At 73.1% G+C, this 25,341-nt stretch carries 22 protein-coding genes and 1 tRNA gene; 7 read left to right on the top strand and 16 right to left on the bottom strand.

Translation table 11 applies throughout. From position 1 onward, the window contains the following. Positions 1-4 precede the first annotated feature (4 nt). Complete coding sequence (locus tag QRT05_RS05210) at positions 5-988, bottom strand: acetylxylan esterase (RefSeq protein ID WP_289445881.1); 984 nt, start codon at positions 986-988, stop codon at positions 5-7. 81 nt (positions 989-1,069) lie between these two features. Continuing rightward, on the bottom strand, positions 1,070-1,906 hold the full coding sequence (locus tag QRT05_RS05205; RefSeq protein ID WP_289445880.1) for a Bax inhibitor-1/YccA family protein: 837 nt from the start codon (positions 1,904-1,906) through the stop codon (positions 1,070-1,072). 189 nt (positions 1,907-2,095) lie between these two features. Here QRT05_RS05205 and QRT05_RS05200 point away from each other — a divergent pair, with 189 nt between their 5' ends. Further along, complete coding sequence (locus tag QRT05_RS05200; protein ID WP_289445879.1) at positions 2,096-3,052, top strand: ABC transporter ATP-binding protein; 957 nt, start codon at positions 2,096-2,098, stop codon at positions 3,050-3,052. Continuing rightward, positions 3,049-3,906, top strand: coding sequence for an ABC transporter permease (locus QRT05_RS05195; protein WP_289445878.1), 858 nt, complete (start codon positions 3,049-3,051; stop codon positions 3,904-3,906). The genes QRT05_RS05200 and QRT05_RS05195 overlap by 4 nt, the downstream gene beginning before the upstream one ends. Before the next feature lie 59 nt (positions 3,907-3,965). On the opposite strand, the gene QRT05_RS05190 is transcribed toward QRT05_RS05195, so the two are convergent. Further along, positions 3,966-5,204: an MFS transporter gene (locus QRT05_RS05190; protein WP_289445877.1), complete on the bottom strand. Its 1,239-nt coding sequence runs from the start codon at positions 5,202-5,204 to the stop codon at positions 3,966-3,968. Positions 5,205-5,248: 44 nt separating this feature from the next. Between QRT05_RS05190 and QRT05_RS05185 the strand changes: the two genes are divergently transcribed. Next, complete coding sequence (locus QRT05_RS05185) at positions 5,249-5,698, top strand: MarR family winged helix-turn-helix transcriptional regulator (protein ID WP_289445876.1); 450 nt, start codon at positions 5,249-5,251, stop codon at positions 5,696-5,698. A gap of 14 nt (positions 5,699-5,712) precedes the next feature. Continuing rightward, a complete protein-coding gene (locus QRT05_RS05180) occupies positions 5,713-6,573 on the top strand; it encodes a siderophore-interacting protein (RefSeq protein ID WP_289445875.1) in 861 nt (286 codons plus the stop codon). A 17-nt stretch (positions 6,574-6,590) separates the two neighbouring features. On the opposite strand, the gene QRT05_RS05175 is transcribed toward QRT05_RS05180, so the two are convergent. The 8 genes from QRT05_RS05175 to eno form a co-directional block, all read right to left on the bottom strand. Further along, positions 6,591-7,793, bottom strand: coding sequence for an MFS transporter (locus QRT05_RS05175; protein WP_289445874.1), 1,203 nt, complete (start codon positions 7,791-7,793; stop codon positions 6,591-6,593). Between the two features lie 127 nt (positions 7,794-7,920). Continuing rightward, a tRNA-Leu gene (locus QRT05_RS05170) sits at positions 7,921-7,994 on the bottom strand. Between the two features lie 55 nt (positions 7,995-8,049). Further along, positions 8,050-9,666 (bottom strand): methyl-accepting chemotaxis protein, encoded by a 1,617-nt coding sequence (locus QRT05_RS05165; protein WP_289445873.1) that lies wholly within the window; start codon positions 9,664-9,666, stop codon positions 8,050-8,052. 118 nt (positions 9,667-9,784) lie between these two features. Next, positions 9,785-11,257 (bottom strand): NAD(P)/FAD-dependent oxidoreductase, encoded by a 1,473-nt coding sequence (locus QRT05_RS05160; protein WP_289445872.1) that lies wholly within the window; start codon positions 11,255-11,257, stop codon positions 9,785-9,787. A gap of 298 nt (positions 11,258-11,555) precedes the next feature. After that, the gene (locus QRT05_RS05155) at positions 11,556-12,509 is read right to left on the bottom strand and encodes a Ppx/GppA phosphatase family protein (protein WP_289445871.1); all 954 of its coding nucleotides are present in this window, start codon (positions 12,507-12,509) and stop codon (positions 11,556-11,558) included. A 46-nt stretch (positions 12,510-12,555) separates the two neighbouring features. Continuing rightward, complete coding sequence (locus tag QRT05_RS05150) at positions 12,556-13,059, bottom strand: DUF501 domain-containing protein (RefSeq protein WP_289445870.1); 504 nt, start codon at positions 13,057-13,059, stop codon at positions 12,556-12,558. 36 nt (positions 13,060-13,095) lie between these two features. Beyond that, the gene (locus QRT05_RS05145) at positions 13,096-13,605 is read right to left on the bottom strand and encodes an FtsB family cell division protein (protein WP_289445869.1); all 510 of its coding nucleotides are present in this window, start codon (positions 13,603-13,605) and stop codon (positions 13,096-13,098) included. 307 nt (positions 13,606-13,912) lie between these two features. Further along, positions 13,913-15,193 carry a phosphopyruvate hydratase gene (gene eno, locus QRT05_RS05140; protein ID WP_289445868.1) on the bottom strand — a complete coding sequence of 427 codons (1,281 nt, stop codon included), beginning with the start codon at positions 15,191-15,193 and terminating at the stop codon, positions 13,913-13,915. Positions 15,194-15,486: 293 nt separating this feature from the next. Between eno and QRT05_RS05135 the strand changes: the two genes are divergently transcribed. The 3 genes from QRT05_RS05135 to QRT05_RS05125 are packed head-to-tail and all read left to right on the top strand — an operon-like array spanning position 15,487 to position 17,395. Next, entirely contained in the window at positions 15,487-16,029 is a 543-nt protein-coding gene (locus QRT05_RS05135) for an RNA polymerase sigma factor (protein ID WP_289445867.1), read from the top strand. Further along, positions 16,026-16,370, top strand: a complete 345-nt coding sequence (locus QRT05_RS05130; RefSeq protein WP_289445866.1) for a hypothetical protein — start codon at positions 16,026-16,028, stop codon at positions 16,368-16,370. Before QRT05_RS05135 ends, QRT05_RS05130 begins: the two co-directional genes overlap by 4 nt. Continuing rightward, on the top strand, positions 16,367-17,395 hold the full coding sequence (locus QRT05_RS05125) for a hypothetical protein (RefSeq protein WP_289445865.1): 1,029 nt from the start codon (positions 16,367-16,369) through the stop codon (positions 17,393-17,395). Before QRT05_RS05130 ends, QRT05_RS05125 begins: the two co-directional genes overlap by 4 nt. Positions 17,396-17,414: 19 nt before the next feature. Here QRT05_RS05125 and pntB read toward each other — a convergent pair whose 3' ends face one another. The 5 genes from pntB to mfd all read right to left on the bottom strand — a co-directional run bounded on the left by pntB (position 17,415) and on the right by mfd (position 25,258). Next, entirely contained in the window at positions 17,415-18,800 is a 1,386-nt protein-coding gene (gene pntB, locus QRT05_RS05120; RefSeq protein WP_289445864.1) for a Re/Si-specific NAD(P)(+) transhydrogenase subunit beta, read from the bottom strand. Beyond that, positions 18,797-20,335: a Re/Si-specific NAD(P)(+) transhydrogenase subunit alpha gene (locus QRT05_RS05115; RefSeq protein ID WP_289445863.1), complete on the bottom strand. Its 1,539-nt coding sequence runs from the start codon at positions 20,333-20,335 to the stop codon at positions 18,797-18,799. Before QRT05_RS05115 ends, pntB begins: the two co-directional genes overlap by 4 nt. A 95-nt stretch (positions 20,336-20,430) precedes the next feature. Then, positions 20,431-21,066 carry a MazG family protein gene (locus QRT05_RS05110; protein ID WP_289445862.1) on the bottom strand — a complete coding sequence of 212 codons (636 nt, stop codon included), beginning with the start codon at positions 21,064-21,066 and terminating at the stop codon, positions 20,431-20,433. Positions 21,067-21,104: 38 nt separating this feature from the next. Continuing rightward, a complete protein-coding gene (locus QRT05_RS05105; protein ID WP_289445861.1) occupies positions 21,105-21,623 on the bottom strand; it encodes a hypothetical protein in 519 nt (172 codons plus the stop codon). Between the two features lie 62 nt (positions 21,624-21,685). Then, entirely contained in the window at positions 21,686-25,258 is a 3,573-nt protein-coding gene (gene mfd, locus QRT05_RS05100) for a transcription-repair coupling factor (protein ID WP_289445860.1), read from the bottom strand. Positions 25,259-25,341: the final 83 nt, after the last annotated feature.

Below are 25,341 nucleotides of genomic sequence, written 5' to 3'. Positions count from 1 at the left end.
GGGGTCAACCCAGCAGGTCCCGCATCCAGCGCAGCTGGCGGTCCACCTGGAACCCCTGGCCGCCCTCGTGGCGGTTGTGCGCGTAGACCTCGATCTGCGTGGCCGGCCGCGTGGTCAGGCCCGCGTAGTGGTTGTAGGCGGCGTAGACCGTCGACGGCGGGCAGGTCTCGTCGCGCAGCGCGACCGAGAACAGCGCCGGAGCGCTGGCGCGTCGCGCGAAGTGCACGGCGTCGAGGTAGGACATCGTGCGGAAGACCACGTCCTCCTGGTCGCGGTGCACCGCGAGGTACTGCGTCAGCTCGTTGTGCGGCATGGCGTCGCTGATGGCGACCGCGCGCCGGTAGTGGCACAGGAACGGCACGTCCGGCATCACCGCGACGACGTCGTCGACGAGCCCCGCCACCGCGAGCGCGAGCCCGCCGCCCTGGCTGATGCCGGCCACCGCGACCCGCGCGCCGTCGACGCCGGGGAGTGCGCGCACGGCGTCGACCGCACGCACGGCGTCGGTGATCAGGCGGCGGTAGTAGTGGTCGGCGGGGTCGAGGACGCCGCGCGTCATGACGCCCGGCGCGGCCGGGCCCGAGCCCACGGGATCGGGCGTATGACCGCCGGTGCCCCACGTCGAACCCTGCCCGCGCGTGTCCATGAGCAGGTGCACGTACCCCGCGGCGGCCCACGCCAGGTGCTCGTGCGCGAACCCGCGCCCACCCCCGTAGCCCAGGTACTCGACGACGGCCGGCAGCGCCCCGTCGACGCCCGCGGGGCGGGTGAGCCACGCCTTGATCGGGTGCCCGCCGAAGCCCGCGAAGGTCACGTCGTACGCCTCGACGAGCGACAGGCCCGTGTCCACGGGCTCGACGGCGAGCGCCAGGTCGTGACTGCGGGCCTCGGTGAGCGTGCCGGCCCAGAAGTCGTCGAAGTCGTCGGGCTCGTCGAGCTCGGGCAGGTAGCGCTCGAGCTCGGGCAGGGGCAGGTCGAACAGGGCCATGGTCGACGAACGTACCCGTGCGGCGGGCGAAGAGCACGAAGGGCCCGCCCGGACACCCGGGCGGGCCCTTCGTGCGGAGGATCAGTTGCGGCTGAGCATCGCGAACAGGCGCAGGAACTCCAGGTAGAGCCACACGAGTGTGACGATGAGGCCGAACGCGGCCGACCACGCGAACTTGGCCGGGGCGCCCTTCTCCACGCCGCGCTTGATCGAGTCGAAGTCCATGATCAGGCAGGCCGCCGCCAGGCCCACGGCGAAGAGGCCCGCGAGCAGACCCCACACGCCGTTGCGCAGCGGACCGAAGCCGTCGCTGCTCATGAAGAACGACAGGACGAGGTTGAGCAGCGAGAACACCACATAGCCGACCAGCGAGATCAGCACCCACTTGGTGAACTTCGGCGTCACACGGACCTTGCCGGACCGGAACAGGAACAGGGCTGCCGCGAACGTCGCGATGGTCGCGACGACGGCCTGGAGCACGATCGGCTGCGCGGTGCCGTCCACGGTGCCCGGCACGGCCCAGTTCTGGAACAGGTAGCTGATGCCGCCGACGAACACGCCCTCGGCGACCGTGTACGCGATGATCAGCGCGGGGCTGGGCTCGCGCCGGAACGCGTTGACCATGCCGAGCACCAGCCCGGCGATCGCGCCCACCCAGTAGAGCCACGGCAGCTGCGGGGTCACGGCCCACGACCCGGCGGCGACGACGACGAGCAGCGCGAGCAGCCCGCCGGTCTTCATGATCACGTCGTCGTACGTCAGGCGACCGGTCTGGCGCGCGGTGGCGCTCGGCGAGCCGTACATCTTCTCGAGCGTCACCGCGTCGATCGTCGACTCGGGCGCGGCGGTGGTGCCGTTGCCCTTGCGCGCGCTCGGGTCCTGGAAGACGGGGCTGTTGTTGAACACGGGGTTGGCCACGGGACGCTCCTGGTGTCTCGGCCTGGTCGATACCTCTCACCGTAGCGAACGCTCGACCCCGCCCGTCGGTTCCCCTTCGTCCTTTCGGACGAGACCCTGAGACGAAGGTCGGGGGAATACCCGAGAGACTCCGCCCCGACCTGCCCTCTAGGGTCGGAGCGTGATGTCACCGACGCGAGGACAAGAACGATGATCGAGGCACAGGGCCTGACCAAGCGATACGGCGAGAAGGTGGCCGTGGACGGCATCTCCTTCACCGTCCAGCCGGGCAAGGTCACCGGCTTCCTCGGCCCCAACGGGGCCGGCAAGTCCACCACGATGCGCATGATCATGGGCCTGGACCGGCCCACGAAGGGCACCGTCACCGTGAACGGGGCCGCGTACGCCTCCTTCCGCTCGCCGCTCACCGAGGTGGGCGCCCTGCTGGAGGCCAAGGCGGTCCACACCGGGCGCAGCGCCCGCAACCACCTGCGCGCGCTCGCCGCGACGCACGGCATCCCGAACAAGCGGGTCGACGAGGTCATCGAGATGACCGGCCTGACCGCCGTGGCCAAGCGCCGCGTCGGCGGGTTCTCCCTGGGCATGGGGCAGCGCCTCGGCATCGCGTCCGCCCTGCTGGGCGACCCGCGCACGCTCATCCTCGACGAGCCGGTCAACGGCCTCGACCCCGAGGGCGTGCTGTGGGTGCGCAACCTGGTCAAGTTCCTGGCCAGCGAGGGACGCACCATCTTCCTGTCCTCGCACCTCATGACCGAGATGGCGCTCACGGCCGACCACCTCATCGTCATCGGGCGCGGGCACATCATCGCCGACGGACCGGTCGACCAGATCATCGCGCAGGGCACCAAGGCGACGGTCCGGGTGCGCAGCCCGCACGCGGACCAGCTCGCGGCGGCGCTCGTGGGCCCGGACGTCGTCGTGACGACCAAGGAGCCCGGCCTGCTCGAGGTGTTCGGCTCCACCGCCGAGCAGATCGGCGACGCGGCCGCCGCCGCGCGCCTCACCCTGCACGAGCTCACGCCGCTCAGCGGCTCGCTCGAGGAGGCGTACATGTCCCTGACGGCCGACGAGGTGGAGTACCGCTCCGACTCGCCGGTCCCGGGCTCGGAACCCGCGCCCGGCCTCACCGAGGAGGTTGCTCGATGAGCACCGTCACCGCACCCGCCCCGACGCAGGCCAAGCCGGTCGCCAAAGCGCACCTCTCGTTCCCGCACCTGCTGCGGTCCGAGTGGATCAAGTTCTGGACCGTGCGCTCGACGGCCTGGTCCCTGTCCATCTTCTTCGTCGTCACGGTCGCGCTCATCGTGCTCATCAGCCTGGCGCTGAAGAACGCGGGCGTGGGTGACGGTCCTCCGGGGCCGGTCGAAGACCGCGTGCTCGGGCCCTACACGGTCGCGGCACAGCTCGGCCAGATCGCCCTCGTGGTGCTCGCGGCGCTGGCGATCACGGGCGAGTACAGCACCGGCATGATCCGGTCGAGCCTCACGGCCGCTCCCCGGCGCACGCCCGTGATCTGGGCGAAGTTCCTCGTGCTGGGCGGGGTCTTCTTCGTGGTGGCGCTCGCCGCGAACCTCCTCGGCGCGGTGCTGCAGCAGGCGTTCTTCAGCGACGACCTCAAGCTGGACCTGGGCGACCCGCAGATCCAGCGGGCACTGTTCGGCACGGTGCTGTACACGACCACGATCGCGCTCCTGTCGTTCGCCCTCGGAGCGCTCGTGCGGCACTCGGCGGCGGCTATCGCGATCGTGCTCGGCGCCCTGCTCGTCCTGCCGCTGCTCTTCCAGATCCCGTGGAAGCCCCTGCAGGAGATCCAGCCGTTCCTGCCCGGGGTCGCCGGCAGCAACATCACGCAGACCGACGCGCAGGTCGAGGCCGGCTGGGACTCGTTCCCGCCCGGGGTCGCCCACCTGACGGCCTGGGAGGGCTACGCCGTGCTGCTGGCGTACCTCGCCGTGGTCCTGGTGGGGGCGCTGGTCCGCATCAAGAAGTCCGACGCCTGACCGAACGCCCGAAGGCCCGCCCCCGTGTCCGTGGGGGCGGGCCTTCGTCGTGCCGGCGGTCAGACCAGCTCGAGCGCCTCCTCGGCGCTGCCCTCTGCGGCCGCGGCGGCCTTGTCCCACCGCGACCACAGGACCCGCTCCCCCACCGTCCGGGCCATCCTGTGGCCCAGGGCGAGGAAGGTGAGGACGCCGACCGCGAGCACCGCGATGCCCACCCAGAACGGGGCGGCCGGGCCCACGTGCTCGGCCAGCAGGCCCGCGACCACCGGCGCCGGGGCGGCGAATCCCCAGCGGACGAGGTTGAACGCGCCGGTGGTCACGCGGCGGTCGGGGTCGCCCGTGGCCAGCGCCAGGTCGGTGAGGTTGGCGTTGGCGACGCCCATGCAGACGCCGGCCGCGACCAGGAACACGATGGTCTGCGGTGTGCTGTGCGAGGTGGCCAGCCCGAACAGCGTGCCGAACAGCACGACGATCGCGAAGCCGACCGTCTGCACGGCGCCGAACCGGTGCGCCAGGCGGTGACCCACGACCAGGATGCCGAAGGCGAGGCCGACGCCCCAGCCCGTGAACACCAGGCCAAGCTGCACCACGCCGAGCCCCAGGAAGACGGGGGTGTACCCCAGCACGATGAAGAAGACGAAGTTGTACGTGCCCGTGATCACGCACAGCGCGACGAACGCCGGCTTGGAGAACGTGCGGAAGATGGTGCCCAGCCGCAGCGGCGCGGGCATGACCTCCGGGTCCTTCAGGCGGGTGACGGACACGGCGAGGGCGACGACCATGAACAGGCCGCAGAGCAGGAACGGCACGCGCCAGCTGATCTTGCCCAGCAGACCGCCGATCAGGGGGCCGATCGCGAAGCCGAGGCCCACGCACGTCTCGAACAGCTCGACTGCCCATGCCCGGTCGTTGGCGAGCGAGACCAGCAGCACCATGGCGGTCGCGAAGAACATGGCGTTGCCGAGCCCCCACAGGCCGCGCAGCGCGGCGAGGCTGCCGATGCTCGTGGTGAAGGCCGCGGCGGTCGCCGCGACGGCCACCACGCTCACGCCCGTCGCGAGGATCTTCTTGTAGCCGAACTTCCCGGTCAGCATCACGGCCGGGATCATCCCGATCGCCATGACGGCGATGTAGGCCGTGAACAGTAGCTCGATCTGCCACGTGGTGGCGCCGAGGTCTGCGCCGATGGCCGGGAGGATCGGGTCGACGATCGCGATGCCGGCGATCGCGAAGAAGGCGGTGACGGCGGTCGCGTAGATCGCCGTCCTGTTCGGTTCGTTGCGAGCAGCCACGAGCATCCTTTATCTGTATCGTGCAGGTATTATCTCTGTATGCTACACCCATGACGGAGAACAGGTCGGCCGACGACGTCGAGCTCCAGGTGGCACTGCTCCTGCGGCTCGCTGACCACAACCGGCGCAGCAACCCCGGGCTCGACGGCACCCTCGAGCGTTCGGCGTACCTGGCCCTGCGGCACCTCGCGGCCACGGGCCCCTCGGGCATCAACGACATCGCCGACCATCTGCGGCTGGACGCCTCGACGGTGACGCGCCAGGTGCTCGCGATGGAGGCGGCCGGGCTGGTCACGCGCTCGCGCGACGAGCACGACGGTCGGCGCGCGATCATCACGGCGACCCCCGACGGGCACGCCGCGCTGGCGAGCACGCGCGAGGCGAGGGCCTCGGTGTACGACGAGCTGCTCGCCGACTGGTCCTCGCAGGACCGCAGCGACCTCGCTGACCTGCTCGGACGCCTCAACGACGCCCTCGACGCCCGACGGCGGGACCGCTGACCTAGGGTTCCCCCATGACCGTCGTCGCGCCCGCCCGTTCGCGCCCGTCGCCCGTGCTGGGCCATGTGCTGCGCGCCGAGCGCCTCACCCCGGGGCTCGTGCGTATCGTCGTCGGCGGACCCGGGATGGCGCTCTTCGCCCCGTCGCCGCACGCCGACTCCTACGTCAAGCTGGTCTTCCTCCCCGCCGGTGAGCGCCCTCTGCAGCCGGACGGGCGGCTGGACATCGAGGCCGTGCGCGCCGCGCTCCCCGAGGGCGCCGCGCCCCGGCAGCGCGCGTACACGGTGCGGGCGTTCGACCCGGCCGCGCACGAGCTGACGATCGACCTCGTGGTGCACGGCGACGCGGGCCTCGCCGGGCCGTGGGCCGCCTCGGTCGTGGGAGGCGAGGAGGTCGTCGTCATGGGGCCGGGCGGCGCCTGGTCGCCGTCGCCCGACATGGACCACCATCTGCTGGTCGGTGACGCGAGCGCGCTGCCGGCCGTCGCGGTCGCGCTCGAGCGCCTCCCCGCCGACGCGCGGGGCGTAGCCATCCTCGAGGTGGGGTCCGCTGACGAGGAGCTCGCCCTGCACGCCCCCGCCGGTATCGAGGTGCGGTGGGTGCACACGCGCCCGGGCGCTCCCGGCGACGCGCTCGTCGAGGCGGCGACGGCGTGGCCCTGGCCGGACGGGAGCGTCGGCGTGTTCGTGCACGGCGAGGCGGGTGCCGTCCGCGCGCTGCGCAGCTACCTGCGCGTCGAGCGCGAGGTGCCGCGCGACCACCTGTCGATCTCGGGCTACTGGCGTCGCGGGGTGGACGACGAGGGCTGGCGGGCGGGCAAGCGCGAGTGGACCGCCTCGATCGAGTCGGCCGAGCGGGCCGCCGGCCTCGACTGACCGCTGCCTGGGTGCTCTCAGTGCGAGACGGGAGCCGCGGGCGAGCTCCGGAGCGCGGCGGGCGCCCCCAGGACGACGAGCGCCGCGGCGAGGGCCGCACCGGCGCCGTAGGCCCAGGCCGGGGTGGCGGCGTCGAGCACCACGCCCATGACGACGAACGCGACGGCCTCCCCCGCGTTCACCGCCGTGCTGACCCACGTGTGCGCCTCCATGCGGACGTCCTCGTCGGTGAGGACGTCCGCGACCAGGTAGCCCGACACCATCGCGGGCGCCAGGGCGAGCCCCGCGAGCACGAGCCCCAGCGCGAGCAGGACGACGGGCGGCAGCACCGCGAGCAGCGCGCACGCCACGGCCATCGCGACGGCCAGCCCGACGAGCCGCGCGGGGGCAGGCAGCCGCCAGTCGCGCGCGCCGTAGGTCAGTCCGCCGATGCCGCTGCCGAGCGCCAGAGCCGCGAGCAGGATGCCTGCCAGCGTGGTGTCGGGCGCCACCTGCGCGGGAACCACCACGCTCACGCTCCCCACGACGACGCCGGTCGCCGCCGTCACGACCAGCACGGGGACGAATCCGCGCACGCGCAGCACCTGCGGCCGCCGGGCTGCCCGCACGGGGGCGGGGCGCCGCGTGCGGGCGCCTGGCGGCGCCGTGGACCTGCTGGTCATGAGGAAGCAGCCCACCAAGGCGAGGACCGCCGACGCGACGAGTCCGGCCGCTGGCACGGTCGCCGCCATGACGAGGCCGGCGACGACGGGACCGAGCGTGAACACGATCTCCTCGCTCACCGCGTCGAGGCTGTACGCCCGCTGGATCTGGGCGGGATCGGCGACGAGCAACCGCCAACGCATCCGCATCGCCGCCCCGACCGGGGGCGCCGACAGGCCCGTGAGCGCCGCGAGCACGACGAGCAGCACATCCGGAGCGCCCCACGCGGTGCTGGCGACGAGTGCGGCGACGCCGACCGCGTAGCCGAGGGACAGGAGCCGCAACCCGGTCCGCTGCCCGACGCGGTCCACGTACCGAGCGCGGAACGGCGCGGCGACGACGTTCGCCATGCCGAGCGCTCCGCTCGCCAGTCCGGCGACCGCGTACGAGCCGGTGGCATCGGCGACGAGGACGACGCTGCTGAGCGTCACCATGGCGAGCGAGGTGCGCCCCAGCGCCGACGGGACGAACACGCGCATCGCACCGGGTGTCGTGAGGATCGCGCGGTAGCTCGTCACGTCTGCGTGCCGAGCGTCGTGGCCACCGTGGCCGGACGGCGCCCCGCGGCCCGCGGCCGCTCCCTACCGTCCGACATGTGTCGCAGGGTACGCGGGTCACGCCCCGGCTCGGCGCGAGGCGGGCGCGTGCCCCCGCCGGGACTCGAACCCGGACTGAGCCGGGTTTAAGCCGGCCGCCTCTGCCGATTGGGCTACGGGGGCCCGACGCCACATCCTGCCAGGCGGGCGGCTCACGGGCCGCCGCCAGGGCCATGAGCTACATCGAGAAGGCAGCCACCGAGGCCTCGAGCCGCGACGCGGTCGCGCTCAGGTCGCCCGCCGCGTCGGCGGTCACGCGGGTGCCGGCACGCGTCTCCTCGGCGGTCGCCGCGACGGCGCCGACCGAGGTGGCGATGGCACCCGTGCCGGCGACCGCGCCCGAGAGCGACCGGCCGATCTCGGCGAGGGTGGCGGTCTGCTGCTCGACCGCAGCGGCGATGGTCGCCTGGTGGTCGTTGGCCTCGCTGATCACGGTCGACACCTCAGCGATGCCGGCCCCGGTCGCGTCAGCATCGGCCTGCACGGCCGCGATGCTCGCGCCGATGTCCGCCGCGGCGCGCTCCGACTGCTCGGCAAGGCCCTTGACCTCCTCGGCCACGACCGCGAACCCGCGGCCCGCCTCGCCGGCACGCGCGGCCTCGATCTGGGCGTTGAGCGCCAGGAGCTTGGTCTGGGCGGCGATCTGGCCGATCAGCTGCACGATCTCGGTGATCTGGGCGGACGAGCGGGCCAGACCGGACACCGACTCCGTCGTACCCTGCGCGATGCGGACGGCGCGGGCCACCACGTCGGCCGCGGCGTGCGCCGACGCCGCGATCTCCCGGCTCGCCTGGCTCATCTCGTCGTTGGCCGCGGCGACGGTGCCGACGTCGGTGGCCACCTGGGCGGCCGTCGCCGCGGAGCTCGCGGCGTGGTCGGCCGTGGCGTCCGCGCCCGAGCGCAGCTGCGCGCTCGTCGCGGCCAGGCCGCGGGACGCGCCGGTCAGGCTCAGGGCCGACTCCTGCACCTCGCGGAGCGTGGCGGCGAGCGCCAGCGTCGTCTCGTCGAGCGCCGTGGAGAGCTGCCCCACCTCGTCGCCGCTGTGGTCGCCCACGTGCACCGTCAGGTCGCCGGCCGCGAGGCGCCGCAGCGCATCGACGCACCGCGCCAGGGGGCGGGTCACGCTGCGCGCGACCACGAGCGCCAGGAGCCCGACGAGTGCCGTGCCGACGAGAGCCGTCACCGCGATGATCCACTGCGCGGCCTTCGCACCCGTGCGCATGTCCGCCTCGGCGGCGGAGGCACGCGCCTGCAGGCTCGCACCCAGCTCCTCCGTCTGCCCGAGCATCGCCTCCCACGTGTCGGAGGCCGAGCCCTCGAGGATCTCCCACGCCTGCGCCACCGAGGCGTCGTCACCCTTGCGGAGCAGGTCCACCATCTGGTGCGTGTACCCGGAGAAGTCCTGCACCATGGTGCCGATCCGGTCGAACTGCGCGAGCTCGGTGGCCGTGAGGGCGCTCGTGTCCATCTCGTCGACCGACTTCTCGAGCGAGTCCAGCGCCTCGAGCATGCCGGCCGTGTTCTCGGCGTCGGCCGCGGCCGCCTTCTGGGGGCCGGAGCGAAGCACCTCCATGAACACCCAGCCCTGCCACCCGGACAGGTCGTTGTCCAAGAAGCGCTGCTGCTCGACCACGTCGACCGCCTTCTGCAGCGACTCGAAGTCGTCGACGAGGCCCAGGCTGCGGTGCGCGGCCCAGAGGCCGGCGCCCCCGACGGCGAGCAGGCAGACGAGGGTCAGAGCGGTGAGCGCCGTCAGGCGCGTCCCGATGCGCAGGCGGCGGACGAGCCGGTTCATCGTGGGTACTCCAGGCAGGGCAGGCGAAGAAGGACGCCCCACCTATCGGCGCCTCGTCCTCGTACCTGAGCACCCGCCCCTTCCGGCGCGCGTCACACGACCGGGCGCAACGCCCGTACTACCTCGCGTCGGCCTTCGCGGCGGGCGAGCCCTCCTCGGCCTTGATGGCCGGGAGCGTCGGGTCGGCGACGGGCTCTGCCGAGCGCGGCTTCGGCGCGACCGACGCGGCGCGGAACTCGGCGCGCGGGTCGTGGAGCGAACCCAGGGCGACGACCTCGCGGCGCAGCAGCACCGAGCCGGTCCAACCGGCCATGATGCGCAGCTTGCGGTTCACGGTCGGCATGGCGAACACGTGGTACGTGCGGTGCAGCACCCACGCCGGGAAGCCGCGGACCTTGATCTTGCCAAACATCTGCGCGACGCCCTTGTACATGCCGAGGGACGCGACCGCGCCGATGTTCTTGTGCTTGTACTCGGTGACCTCGGCCGAGCGCAGGACGCGCGCGAGGTTGTCGCCCAGGTGGTTGCCCTCGCGCAGCGCGTGCTGGGCGTTGGGCGGGCAGAACTTGCCCGGGTTGTACAGGTCGGGGACCGCGGCGCAGTCACCGGCCGCGTAGGCGTCGGGCACGACGTTGCCGTCGGCGTCGACCACCTGGAGCGCGGCGTTGCACGTCACGCGCCCCATCTGGTCGAGCGGCAGGTCCGAGTTCTTGAGCACCGGGTTGGCCTTGACGCCCGCGGTCCACACGATCGTCTCGGCGTCGAACTCGACCTTGTTGGACAGCACGACGTGGCCGCCGACGCAGCTCGACAGGAACGTGGAGAGGTGGATCTCGATGGCCCGCTTGCGCAGCTGCTCCAGCGTGTAGCCGCCCAGCTCCTCGCTCACCTCGGGCAGGATGCGGGGCGAGCCCTCGACCAGCACGAACCGCAGCTCGTCCTGCTCGATCGCCTTGTAGTACTTGACGGCCACGCGGGCCATGTCCTCGACCTCGGCGAGCGCCTCGATGCCGGCGAACCCACCGCCGACGAAGACGAACGTCAGCATCCGCTTGCGCAGCTCCGGGTCCCACGTGGAGGACGCCACGTCGATGCGGTTCAGCACGTGGTTGCGGACCGCGATGGCCTCCTCCACGTTCTTGAAGCCGATGGCCTCCTCGGCCAGGCCGGGGATGGGCAGCGTCCGCGCCACGGAACCGAGACCGACCACCAGGTGGTCGTAGGTGATCCAGTAGGCGTCGCCCTCCTCGGGCGTGATCTCGACGGTGCGCTCGGCGTGGTTGATGTGGCTCACCTTGCCCTGCAGCACGTCGACGCCCTTGAGGGCCCGGCGGTGCGGGGCGACCACGTTGCGGGCGTCGATCGAGCCGGCCGCGGCCTCCGGCAGGAACGGCGCGTACGTCATGTACGGGCGCGGGTCGACGACGACGATGGCCGCCTCGCGCTTGCCGAGACGCTTGCGCAGCCGCCGGGCCGTGTACAGGCCGACGGTCCCTCCGCCGAGGATCACGACGCGCGGAACCTTGCGAGGCTTGGGAGCCGCAGCGGTCGGAACGGCATCACCCTGGGTCGGGACAGTCGTCGTAGGCATACCTCAACGGTAGTCCGCGAGGCTCATCCGCACCTCCTCCGGGGACGGTGATGCTGCGCACAAACCCTTCACGAGGAGTGTGAGCCGCATTACGGCCCGCGGCCGCGGCGTCGGCGGGGCCGCGTCCCCGTGGCGCCGCCCGCCCCGCCCCTTCCCGGACGAGACCGTCACTCCGCCACGAGACCGTCACGTGCAGGTGACGGTCTCGTGGCGGAGTGACGGGTTCGTGCCCCGGGAGAGCTGGTGCGCTCGCGCCGGCGGCCGGCGGGCGGCGCGTCGGCGGCCGGGCGGCGCGGGGTCAGCGGGTGGCGGCGCTCCAGGCGATGCCGTCGAGAATGTCGTGCTCCGAGGTGACGACGTTCTCCAGCGCTCCCCCGGCGGCGGCCACCTCGTCGCGCACGCGGGCGACGACCTCGCGCCACACCAGCGCGCCCGCGCCGATCACGTCGACGCGGCCCGGGTGCATGAAGCCGAGCGCGGCGCGCTCCTCGCGCGAGCGGGCGATGAGGTCGTCGCACGCGGCGATCGTGGCCTCGACGCTCTGCACCGACCCGTCGATCGCGACCGGGTCGTAGGCGTGCAGGCCCAGCACGTGGGCCGTCACCGTCGTGACGGAGCCGGCGAGGCCCACGAGCGTGATGGTCTGGCCGAAGGGGACGACGGCACCGGCCTGGTCGAGCGCCGCGCGGACGTCGCGCACCGAGGCGGCGATCTCGTCGGCCGTGGGCGGGTCGCTGCGCATGTGCCGCTCCGTGAGTCGCACGCAGCCGACGTCCATCGAGTAGGCGGCCGTCGGGGCGTCCGTGCCGAGCACCACCTCGGTCGAGCCGCCGCCCAGGTCGACGACGAGGAACGGGCCGGGGTGCGTCGCCGCGAGCACGCCCGTGGCACCGCGGAACGAGAGCTCCGCCTCCTCGGTGCCCACCACCACCTCGGGCTCCACGCCCAGCTCGGCCCGGACGCCGTCGACGAACACCTGCCGGTTCTCGGCGTCGCGCGACGCCGAGGTCGCGACGAAACGGACCGCCTCGACGCCCAGCTCGTCGCAGATCGCGGCGTAGCGCTGCACGGCACCCAGGGTGCGCTCGAGCGCCTCGGGGGCCAGTCGGCCCGTGCGATCCACCCCCTGGCCGAGGCGGACGACCTCCATGCGACGGTCCAGGTCGACGAGCGTGCCCGCCTCCTGGTCGACGTCGGCGACGAGAAGTCGGATCGAGTTGGTCCCGCAGTCGATGGCAGCCACACGCGTCACGCCCACATCCTTGCATCGCGGGACGCGGGCCGGGGGTCGAAGCCGGTCAGCAGGTGCAGCGGTCCTGCCGCCACGTCCCTGCGATCAGGGTCAGCACCTCGTCGCCGATCGGGTTGACGCCCGGACCGGCCGCCAGCGCGTGCCCCGACAGCACGTGCAGGCACTTGACGCGGTTCGGCATCCCCCCGGCGGAGATGCCCGCGATCTCCTCGACGTGGCCCAGCTCCTCGCGGTCGGCGAGGTAGGCCTCGTGCGCGCGCCGGTAGGCGGCTGCCAGCTCCTCGTCGTCGGCGAGCCGTGCCGTCAGGTCCTTCATGACGCCCGACGCCTCGAGGGTGCTCACCGCGGCGACCGCCGGCGGGCACGTGAGGTAGTACGTGGTGGGGAACGGGGTGCCGTCGTCGAGGCGGGGCGCGGTGCGCACCACGAGCGGGCGGCCGCAGACGCACCGGGCGGCGATGCCCACGACGCCCCGGGGGACCCGGCCGAGCTGCTCGGCGAGCACCTCGAGGTCGCGGTCGGTCACGGTGGTCTGCGGCGTGGGGGTCACGCCCCATTGTCGCCCGGCGCCCGGCCGCGCCCCAACTCAGCCGTCGGTGGGCTTGGGCGTCGGAGCCGTCGTGGTGGTGTCGGCGTCGACCGGCAGGCTCCCGGCCACGGCCACGGAGTCGAGCACCGAGGCGTACCAGGGCTGGGTGGACTCCGCGTCGAGCACGGACGTCGGGCCCTCGGCCTTGGCGACGGGGGTGTCCGGGACCGTCTCCGGATCGACGACCCGGTAGGGCGTCTCGCCCGGGAGCACGAAGGACAGGCGCTCGCGCGCCTGAGCCACCACGTAGGCGCGGTCGTCCCAGCGCGCGACATCCGCCTTGAGGTCCTCGTTGCGCGCGCGCGCCGCCACGACCTGGGCGTGCAGCTCGGCGAGGTCGGCCTGCTGGCGGATGTAGGAGTTGAGCGTCGGGTACACCAGCACGAACGCCATGATCAGGACGAGCCCGAACACCAGGGCCCGGATGGAGAACATCCGCGGGACGCCCGGGCGGACGCGCTCGACGCGGGGTGCGCTGCGTGCGGGGGTCGCCGCCGCGCGTGCCACCCGGGGCGTCGCACCGGTGCGCGGCGACGGTGGTCGAGAGGACGCCGGGCGGGGCGAGGCCGGGCGCGGCGCCGAGGCGCGAGCCGACGCCGAGGGCGTCGACACGGGTCGCGGCGCCGTGCCCCCTCGCGTTCCCGGCCCCGCGGCACGCGGGTCGGCGGGACGGCGCGAGGTGGGCATGGGTCGATTGTGCCCCGGACCGGCCGCAACGCCGCGCACCCCCGCAGACCTCGGGGTGTCCCGGCGGCAGCGCCCGGACGCGCCGAGGGCCGGCCACCCGCAGGTGACCGGCCCTCGGGGCAGTGCGTCAGCCCTGGTAGCGCGGGAACGCCGAACGACCGGCGTAGCGGCCGGCGTCGTCCAGCTCCTCCTCGATCCGGAGCAGCTGGTTGTACTTGTTGATGCGCTCGCCGCGGGCGGGCGCACCGGTCTTGATCTGGCCGGCGTTGGTGGCGACGGACAGGTCGGCGATCGTGGTGTCCTCGGTCTCGCCGGAGCGGTGCGAGGTCATCGTCGTGAAGCCGTTGCGCTGCGCGAGCTCGACGGCGTCGAGCGTCTCCGTGAGCGTGCCGATCTGGTTGAGCTTGACGAGCAGCGAGTTCGCGGCCTTCGTCTGGATGCCCTTGGCCAGGCGCTCAGGGTTGGTGACGAACAGGTCGTCGCCGACGATCTGCACGCGGTCGCCGACCTCGGAGACGAGCTTGGCCCAGGCGTCCCACTCGTCCTCGGACAGCGGGTCCTCGATGGAGACAAGCGGGTAGTCGCGCACGAGCTGCTCGTAGTACGCGACCATCTCGTCGGACGAGTGCGCGCGACCCTCGAACTGGTAGGCGCCGTCCTTGAAGAACTCGGTCGAGGCGACGTCGAGCGCGAGGCCCACGTCGACGCCCGGCGTGAAGCCGGCCTGCTCGATCGCGACGAGGATGAGGTCGAGCGCGGCGCGGTTGCTCTCGAGGTTGGGCGCGAACCCGCCCTCGTCGCCGAGGCCGGTGCCCAGGCCGCGCGACTTCAGCACGGACTTCAGGGAGTGGTAGACCTCCGTGCCGGTGCGGAGCGCCTCGCGGAACGTGGACGGGCCGATGGGCGCGACCATGAACTCCTGGATGTCGACGTTGGAGTCGGCGTGCGACCCACCGTTGAGGATGTTCATCATCGGGACCGGCAGGACGTGCGCGTTGGGGCCACCGAGGTAGCGGAACAGCGGCAGGTCGGAGGAGTCGGCGGCGGCCTTGGCCACGGCCAGCGAGACGCCGAGGATGGCGTTCGCGCCGAGCTTGCCCTTGTTGGGCGTGCCGTCCAGGTCGATCAGCGCCGCGTCGACCAGGCGCTGCTCGGTCGCCTCGAAGCCGATGAGCTCCGGCGCGATCTCGTCGATGACGGCCGTGACGGCCTCCTCGACGCCCTTGCCCAGGTAACGGCCCTTGTCGCCGTCGCGGCGCTCGACGGCCTCGAACGCTCCGGTCGAGGCACCCGAGGGAACCGCGGCGCGTGCAATGGTGCCGTCGTCGAGTGCGACCTCGACCTCGACAGTGGGGTTGCCGCGCGAGTCAAGAATCTCGCGGGCGCCGACGGCCTCGATGCTGGCCATGGGGGCTCCTTCGACGAGCGGGTGGGTTTACGACCTCACCCTAGTGCCGCCGCCGGGATGCCGGACAGGGACCTCCGTCCGGTGGACAGGGCCTGCCGAGATGCGTGTCCTGGTACGCGCTCGATCCGCGGCGCGCACGTGCCGATAGACCGAACGGGTGGTCGCGGAGCACCGCGGTAACGCACCGCTCCGCGGCGGGCACTGCGGGATGCACGACGTGCCGCACCACGGGCACGAGTGCCGGACGACCGGCAGCACGCCGGTCGGGGCATCGGGACGCGAGGGGAGGCGACGTGGCAGGCGACGGCCGGCGCGAGGAACGGTTCCGCGCGCTCTTCGACGCGCACTACGACCGCGTGCACGCCTACGCCACGCGTCGCGCCGGCGCGAGCCTCGCCGACGACGTCGCCGCGACGACCATGGGCATCGCGTGGCGCCGGCTCGACGCGATCGACCCCCGGCTGGAGCTGCCGTGGTTGCTCACGACGGCGCGCAACGTCGTCTCCACGACCGTGCGGGGCGAGGTGCGCCGCCGGGCGCGCGACGCGGCCGGGGCGCCCGAGCCCGGACCCGACCTGGCCAGCGGGGTCGTGGAGCGCGACGCCATCGCGCGCGCGCTCGCCACGCTGCCGGACGCCGACCGCGAGCTCCTGCTGCTCTGCACGTGGGACGACGTGTCGCCCGCCGACGCGGCGAGGGTGCTCGGCATCACCCCGGGCACCGCGCGCGTGCGGCTGCACCGTGCGCGCCGCCGGTTCCGCGACGCGTACGGCCACCACCCCGACTCCCCCGGCACCGCCCGTCCGGAAGCCCTCGCGATCGGAGAGCTGGCATGAGCACCGACCCGCTCGCCGCGCTCCGCGCCGCAGCACCCGAGGCCGTCGCAGCCACCGCGGCAGCGCGCGCATCCGCCTACGCCGCAGCGGTCGCGCTGCCGCCCCTCGACACCGCCGCACCGTCGCTCCGGCGGTGGTGGACGGGCGTGGTCGCGGCGGTCTGCGCCGCCGTCCTCGCCGTCGCGGGCACCGCGGTGCCCGCCGTCGGGCAGGCGAGCCCGGGCGACGTCCCCGCCGTCGGGCCCGTCCAGGTCTTCACGCCGCTGCGCACCCTCTCCCTGACCCGCCCCGACGGAACCGTCTACACCGTCGAGGCGCCGAGCACCCTGGAGGACTCGTGACCACCGACGTGACCGACGCCCCGGGCACCGCCGCCGAGGTCCCGCCGCGGTTCCGCCCGTCGCGCGCGCTGCGCGGACTGCTCGTCGTCATCACGTCGGCCGCGCTCCTGGTCGCCGTCGCGACGGTGGTGGACTGGGGCTGGCGATCGGGCCGCTCGACGGACGCGTGGGCGGGTCGCTTCGGCGATCCCGCCATGACGCTCGCCGACGGCACCGCCCTGCCCGCGAGCCCTCCCACCATCACGCGCTGGATGCTGGAGCCCACCACCTACGGGCTGCCCGACGACACCTCGGTGCTCGCCGCCGCGTTCGGCGGCCCGGTGGTCGCGGTCGACGCCCACACGTGGGCGACGGCGACCGGCACCGTCGAGTTCTCCGCGCTCGACAGCGTGCTGGCCGACCCGACCTCGCCCATGAACACGGGCCCGACGTTCACCGGCGCGACCTCGGAGCAGGTACCCGCTGCACCGACGTTCACTACCGAGAAGGCCCAGCTGGACGAGGTCCGCCGGCTCCTCGCGGTGGTGGGGTGGCCCGCCGACGCACCCGTCCGCGGGTTCACCTCGGGCAGCGGACGCGCCTTCTCCGTCCGGCCGCCCGTCCCGGAGGCCGCGATCACGACCAACGCGTCGGTGTTCCCGGCGCCCCGGGTCGAGTTCGCCGCGGACGGGTCGCTGTCCTCGGTGCGGCTCCAGCCCTGGGCACTGACCCGGCCCGCGGAGCAGACGGCGGTGCGGTCCGCGGAGCAGGCGCTCGACGACCTCCGCCACCACAGGTCCGCGGTCGCCTGGTGGGAGGCCCGCACGACGCCGAACCTCGTCGAGCGCGTGGTGGGGAGCCCCTTCTTCTCGTCGGCCGACGACGCCTCCCCCACCGGCCCGATCGCCAGCATCACGCTGTACGGGGACTGCACCGGCGTGCTCGGCCAGACGCACCCGTGCTGGGTGTTCCTCGACGCGGACGGCAACCACGTCGGCACGGTGCTCGCGGCCGAGGACGACGTCTACCCGCCCGGCCTGCGCTGAGCGACCGGCTCGGTACGGCTCACAGCGCCGCGACGATCTGCTCGGTCTGCTCGCGCGCGTCGCCGAACAGCATCGCGGTGTTGTCCCGGAAGAACAGCGGGTTCTGCACCCCGGCGTACCCCGTCGCCATCGACCGCTTGAAGACGACGACCTGCCCGGCCTTCCACACCTCGAGCACGGGCATGCCTGCGATGGGCGAGGAGGGATCGTCGAGCGCCGCGGGGTTGACCGTGTCGTTGGCCCCGATGACGAGCACGACGTCGGTGTCGGCGAGGTCGGCGTTGATCTCATCCATCTCGAGCACGATGTCGTACGGCACCTTGGCCTCGGCGAGCAGCACGTTCATGTGCCCCGGCAGCCGGCCCGCCACGGGGTGCACGCCGAACCGCACGTCCACGCCCGACGCGCGCAAGCGGGCCACGAGCTGCGCCACCGGGTACTGCGCCTTGGCGACGGCCATGCCGTAACCGGGCGTGATGACGACCGATCGCGCGTCGCGGAGCAGGGCCGCCACGCCGGCCGCATCCAGCTCACGGTGCTCCCCGTCCTCCTCGGAGCGGGCCACCACCAGGCCCTCGGGCGCACCGAAGCCGCCCAGGATCACGCTGCTGAACGAGCGGTTCATGGCCCGGCACATGAGGTAGGACAGGATCGCGCCGGACGCGCCGACGAGCGCGCCCGTGACGATGAGCAGGTCGTTGCCGAGCATGAACCCGGCCGCGGCCGCGGCCCAGCCCGAGTACGAGTTGAGCATCGAGACGACGACGGGCATGTCGCCACCCCCGATCGATGCGACGAGGTGCCAGCCCAGCGCGAGCGCGACCACGGTCATGAGCAGCAGCGGAGCCACCGAGTGGCTGCCCAGGAACCACGCCAGCAGGCCCGCGGAGCCGACGAGCGCGCCCAGGTTGAGCAGGTTGCGGCCGGGCAGCGACAGCGGGGCGGACGAGATCCGGCCCGACAGCTTGAGGTACGCCACGACCGAGCCGGTGAACGTGACGGCGCCGATGAGCACTCCGAGGAACACCTCCACGAGGTGCACGGCGTCGGCCGGCTCCGTGCGGAACGAGTTGTAGCCGACGAGCACCGCGGCGGCACCCACGAACGAGTGCAGCATGGCGATGAGCTCGGGCATCTGCGTCATCTCCACGCTGCGCGCGCGCAGCGTCCCGACCACGGCGCCCACCAGCAGCACCAGCGCCACCAGGACCGCGGTGACCACGGCCGAGCGCTCCGAGCGGTCGAGGGCCAGCACGATGGTGGCCGCGATGGCGAGCGCCATCCCGACCATGCCGAGCGCGTTGCCGCGGCGGGCGGTCTCCTGGCGGGACAGGCCGGCCAGCGACAGGACGAACAGCACGGCGGCGAGCAGGTAGACCGCCTGGACCAGGCTCTCGAGCGTCATGCGGCGTCCTTCCGGAACATGCGGATCATCCGGTTGGCGACGAGGAACCCGCCGAACACGTTGATGCTGGCGAGCGCGGCGGCGACGCACGCGAGGACGGTGACGAGCGCGTCGTCCGAGCCGATCTGCAGCAGGGCACCGACCAGGATGATGCCGCTGATCGCGTTGGTCTGGGCCATGAGCGGGGTGTGCAGCGCGTGGCTGACGTTGGAGATGACGTAGTAGCCCACGAACACCGCGAGGGCGAAGACCGTCGCGTGGCCCAGGAACGCGGACGGGGCGAACGAGATGGCGAGCGTGACGAGCACGGCCGCGAGCGCGTATCCCACGAGCCGGCGTCGGGCGGCCGGTCGCGGGTCGACCGGCGCGGGCGGCGCCGCCGCCGGCGTCTGCGCGGGCGCCGGCGCGGCGGCCGAGACCGCCACGGGGGGCGGCGGCCACAGGAGCGCTCCGTCGTGCGCGACGGTCATGCCGCGCTGCACGGGATCGTCGAGGTCGAGGACCACGACGCCGTCCTTGCCCGGCGTGAGCAGCTGCAGGAGATGCACCACATTGGTGGCGAACAGCTGCGACGTGTGCCGCGGGAGCCTCCCGGCCAGGTCGGTCCACCCGACGATGGTCACGCCCCCGGGCGTGACGACGCGCTCGCCGGGCACGGTCAGCTCGCAGTTGCCGCCACCCGAGGCCGCCAGGTCGACGATGACCGATCCCGGCCGCATCCCTGCGACCATCTCGGCCGTGATCGTGGTGGGCGCGGTCCCCCGCACCAGCGCGGTGGTGATGACGATGTCGGCCTCCGCCGACTCGCGCGCGTACACCGCCGCGGTGGCCGCACCCTGCTCGTCGGTCAGTGCGCTCGCGTAGCCGTCCGTGCTCACCTGCTGCTGGGCGGCCTGCGCGCGCACGAACGTGGCGCCCATCGACTCGATCTGCTCGGCCACCTCGGGCCGCACGTCGAAGGCGCGGACCTGCGCTCCCAGCGAGTCGGCGGCACCGATGGCCGCGAGGCCGGCGACGCCGGCTCCGATCACGAACACCCGGGCCGGGGCCGTCTTGCCGGCCGCCGTGACCTGGCCCCCGAACATCCCGCCGTACTGCTCCGCCGCCTCGATCACCGCCCGGTACCCGGCCACGTTCGAGAGCGTGCTCAGCACGTCGAGGCTCTGCGCGCGCGAGATGCGAGGCACGGCGTCGAGCGCGAGGGCCGTCACCCCCTGCTCGCGGAGCCGCTCGGCCAGCTCCGGGTGCGCGGCCGGGGCGAGCATCGCCACGAGGATCGCACCGCGCCCCATGGCCGCGACGCGCTCGTCGTCGGGTGCGTTGACCGCGGTGACGACGTCGGCGTCCCACGCGCTGTCGACGAGCGTCGCACCCGCGGTCGCGTAGTCCTCGTCGGCGAACGTGGCCGCCGCGCCCGCCCCGCGCTCGACCACGACGTCGTAGCCCAGCCCCACCAGCTTGGTCACGCTGCTCGGCGTGGCCGCCACCAGCCGTTCGCCGGGGCGGGTCTCGCGCGGGATGCCGATCGTGGTCACGCGTACCTCCTGGTGGGGGTTGGTGCGCCGAGGTTACCGAGCCGCCCGACGAGCACCTCGGGACGTCCGGGCCGCGGTGATCTGCGGTTCTTCTGCTATTCGGATGTTTCCCGGGACCGATGGTCCGCCCGCTCGACCGCGCGCAGCTGCTGCTCCCACGAGCGGGCCGTGCGGCGCAGCTCGCCCTCCGCATCGAGTCCCTGCGCCCGTGCCTCGAGCACGAGCGCCAGGAGCCGACCACCGAGATCGTCGCCCGGCGCGGGCGCCTCGAGGCCCGCCCGCTGCGCTCGACCCGCCACCTTCTGGGCCCGCGCGAGGGCGCCGAGCGCGAGCGGCACGCCGTCGAACACCGACTCGCGGCCCTTCTCCGTCGCCTTGATGCGGTCCCACTGCCCGTGCAGGTCCGTGGCCTCCGCGTCGGCGAAGACGTGCGGGTGCCGCCGGACCAGCTTCGCGGTCAGGTCGGCGGCGACGTCGTCGACGTCGAACGGCTCGTCGGCGTCCTCCTGCGCGAGCCGCGCGTGGAACACCACCTGCAGCAGGAGGTCGCCGAGCTCCTCGCGCAGACCCGCACGGTCGTCGTGCTCGACGGCCTCGGCGAGCTCGTACGCCTCCTCGATCGCGTACGGGGCGAGGGTCCGGTGCGTCTGCTGGGCGTCCCAGGGGCACCCGCCGGGCGAACGCAGGCGGTCCATGACCGCGACCAGCTCCCGGAGCGGGTCGCTGCTCATCGGGCCGAGCTCACTGGTCCGTGCTCACGGGGCCGTGCTCACCGGGCCGCGCTGATCCAGGGCCACGGCACCGGCGCCGAGACGCGCTCCGCCGTGCTGCCGGAGCCGAACCGCGGGTTCACCGCGACGTGCAGGCCCTTGAGCGTGTCGGTGAGCTGGGTCATGACGTCGTCGTCCTGCAAGGCCGCGATGTTGGAGTAGGCGACCGAGAACTGCGCCACGCCGCGCGACGCGTCCGAGAAGTGCGCGTCCTTCACGCCCGACTGCGACGACACCGACTCGAGCAGCTTGTCGCCGTCCTCCTCCGAGGCACCCACGCCATGGCTCGCCGCGAAGTCGATGACCGCCTGCTCCTGCACGAGCATGGTGAGGATGGCCGGCGTGCTCTTGTCCTGCAGGTAGTCGCCCACCTCGGTCTGGACCTCACGCACGGCCGTCGGCGAGATCGAGCGGCCGTCCACGACCGCGGCCGAGCCCGGGTGTGACGAGCAGGCGGCCAGGCTCGCGCCCGCTGTCAGGACCAGGACCAGAGAACTGATCCGTCGTGCCTTCGTCACCGCTGGACCTCCCGCGTCGTCGCTCGTCGATCGCCGCCATCGTAGGGCCTGCGGCTGCGATGTCAGCGCGCCGTCCCGACACCCGCTGCGGCGGAGACGTCACCCCGGATCACGGCGTCGACCAGCGTCCGGCACCAGGTCAGCAGCGCGCTGCCGTGCAGCGGCTTGCCGCCGATCCGGGCCGTCGTGGGGAACGGCACGAGCACCGAGCGCACGGCCGGCTTGAGCACCGAGCCCGGGTACAGCCGCTTGAGCCGCAGCTGCGCCGACTCCGGCAGGTCCACGGGCGCGAACCGGACGAACTTGCCCTGCGCGGTGACGTCGGTGAGGCCCGCGGTGCGGATGTGCTGACGGAACTGGGCGACCTCGAACAGGTTGGTCACGGCGTCCGGGACCGGGCCGTACCGGTCGACGAGCTCGGCGTGGACCTCGCTGAGCGCGGCGCCGTCCGTGGATGCCGCGATCTTGCGGTACGCCTCGAGGCGCAGCCGCTCGTGCGCGATGTAGTCGTGCGGGATGTGCGCGTCGACGGGCAGCTCGATGGTGACGTCGGGCAGCTCCTCGGGGGCGTCCCCGCGGAAGTTGGCGACCGCCTCGCCCACCATGCGGATGTACAGGTCGAAGCCGACCCCCTCGATGTGCCCCGACTGCTCGCCGCCCAGCAGGTTGCCCGCGCCACGGATCTCGAGGTCCTTCATGGCCACCGCCATGCCCGCGCCGAGGTCGGTGTTGGCCGCGATCGTCTGCAGCCTGTCGTGCGCCGTCTCGGTCAACGGCTTCTCGGGGGGGTACAGGAAGTAGGAGTACGCGCGCTCGCGCCCGCGGCCCACGCGACCGCGCAGCTGGTGCAGCTGCGACAGGCCGAGCATGTCCGCGCGCTCGAGGATCAAGGTGTTGGCGTTGGAGATGTCCAGGCCGGTCTCCACGATGGTGGTGCACACCAGCACGTCGAACCGCTTCTCCCAGAAGTCGACGATGACCTGCTCCAGCTGGTGCTCGCCCATCTTCCCGTGCGCGACCGCGATCCGGGCCTCCGGCACCAGCTCGTTGAGCCGTGACGCCGTGCGCTCGATCGACTCCACGCGGTTGTGCACGAAGAACACCTGCCCCTCGCGCAGCAGCTCGCGCCGGATGGCGGCGGTGATCTGCTTCTCGTCGTAGGGCCCCACGAACGTCAGCACCGGGTGCCGCTCCTCGGGCGGCGTGGCCAGCGTCGACATCTCCCGGATGCCCGTGACCGCCATCTCGAGCGTGCGCGGGATGGGCGTCGCGCTCATGGCGAGCACGTCCACGTTGGTGCGCAGCGCCTTGAGCGTCTCCTTGTGCTCGACGCCGAAGCGCTGCTCCTCGTCGATCACCACGAGGCCCAGGTCCTTGAACCGGATCTCGCCCGTGATGAGCCGGTGCGTGCCGATGACCACGTCGATCGACCCGTCGGCGAGCCCGTCGACGACCGCCTTGGACTCCTTGGCCGTCTGGAAGCGCGACAGCGCACGGACCGTGACGGGGAAGGCCGAGTAGCGCTCGGTGAACGTGTCGAGGTGCTGCTGGACCAGCAGCGTGGTGGGCACGAGCACGGCCACCTGCTTGCCGTCCTGCACGGCCTTGAACGCGGCGCGTACCGCGATCTCGGTCTTGCCGTAGCCGACGTCGCCGCACACCAGCCGGTCCATGGGGATCGACTTCTCCATGTCCGCCTTGACCTCGTCGATGGTGGCCGCCTGGTCGGGGGTCTCGACGTACGCGAACGCGTCCTCCAGCTCGCGCTGCCAGGGGGTGTCGGGCGAGAAGGCGTGGCCCGACGTGGCCATCCGCGCGCTGTAGAGGCGGATGAGCTCGCCGGCGATCTCCTTGACCGCCTTCTTCGCCCGGCCCTTCGTCTTGGCCCAGTCGCTGCCACCCATCTTGTTGAGCGACGGCGCCTCACCGCCCACGTACTTGGTGACCTGGTCGAGCTGGTCGCTGGGCACGTAGAGCCGGTCGCCGGGGTGGCCGCGCTTGCTGCTCGCGTACTCGATGACCAGGTACTCGCGCGTCGCGGCGTTGGCGCCCGTGCCGACCGTCCGCTGCACCAGCTCCACGAACCGGCCCACGCCGTGCTGCTCGTGCACCACGAAGTCGCCGGGGCGCAGCTGAAGCGGGTCGACGACGTTGCGGCGACGGCTCGGCATCTTGCGCATGTCCCGCGTGCTGCTGCCCGTGCGGCCCGTGACGTCCGACTCGGAGAAGACCGCGAGCCTGAGCTCTTCGGCCACGAAGCCGGGTCCGACCGGGGCCGGGACGACGAGCACGACGCCGCCGTCCGGGTCCTCGGTGATGCTGCCCACGAGCCGCGCCGGCACGTCCGCCGCCTTGAGCTGCTCGGTCATCCGCTGCGCGGGCCCGTGCCCCTCGGTGGCCAGGACCAGGCGCCAGCCGGCCTTCTGCAGCTCGCGCACGTCCGACACAGCGCGGTCGACCTCGCCGCGGTAGCGCTCCACGTCCCGGGCACCGACCACGAGCGTGTGCGCGTCCTCCACCATCTCCTCGGCCGCCTCGGCGTCCATGTGGAAGCCGGAGAGCGTCCACCAGCCCAGCCCGCGGACCTCCGCGAGCGCCCGGACCTCCGCGAAGCTGGCGAAGCTCGCCGCCGACAGGTCGAGCGGCGTGCGGGCGCCGGCCGCCGCGCTGGTCCACGCCGCCTCGAGGAACTCCTGGGTGGTCGCCACCAGGTCGTGCGCGCGCCGGCGCACGCGCTCGGGGTCCGCGAGCACCAGCAGCGCGTCGTCGGGCACCAGGTCCAGGACCGGCACCATGTCGCTGACCAGGGCCGGCGCCAGCGACTCCATGCCCTCGACCGCGATGCCCTGGGCGAGCTTGTCCAGCATGTCGACCGCGCCCGGCAGCTGCTCGACGAGGTCCTTGGCGCGCCGGCGCACCTCGTCGGTCAGGAGGATCTCGCGGCAGGGCGGCGCCCACACGCCGTGGTCCGCCACCTCGAGGCTGCGCTGGTCCGCCACCGAGAACCAGCGGATCTCCTCGACGTCCTCACCCCACAGGTCCACGCGCAGAGGGTGGTCCTCCGTGGGCGGGAAGATGTCGAGGATGCCGCCCCGCACGGCGAACTCCCCACGCTTCTCCACCATGTCCACGCGCTGGTAGGCGGCGTCCGCGAGCCGCTGTGTGGCCTCGTCGAGGTTCACGCGGTCGCCCACGTGGATCTCCACCGGCTCGAGCTCGCCGAGCCCCGCCACCACGGGCTGGAGCAGCGCCCGCACGGGCATCACCAGCACGCGGATCCGGCCGGTGTGGCCGTCCTCGGCCGGGTGCGCGAGCCGGCGGAAGACGCCCACGCGCTTGGCGACCGTGTCGCTGCGCGGGCTCAGGCGCTCGTGCGGCAGCGTCTCCCAGCTGGGCAGCACCGCGACGTCGTCGTAGGGCAGGTAGCACCGCAGCGCGTCGGCCAGCTCGTCGGCGTCGCGGCCCGTGGCCGTGGTCACCACCAGGGGGCGCTTGCGGGCCATCGCCGCGAGCAGCGGCGGCCGCACGCCCGCGGGGCCGACGACGTCCAGCTCGCCCCGGGCCACCACGTGGTCGAGCGCCTGCGCGGCGGCGGGGTCGGCGAGGAGGGCGGACAGGAGGCCGGACAGGTCCACGAAAGGGTCCTCACATCAGGAGCGGGGCAACACGAACACCCCGACTTCGTCACCGAGGCGGGGTGCTCGCAGTCTACGAGGCG

Origin of the sequence: Cellulomonas edaphi, from assembly GCF_030362815.1 — a bacterium.
GTDB lineage: Bacteria > Actinomycetota > Actinomycetes > Actinomycetales > Cellulomonadaceae > Cellulomonas > Cellulomonas edaphi.
Note: the sequence above shows the minus strand (reverse complement) of the source record. Positions and strands in the feature narration are given on the sequence as shown.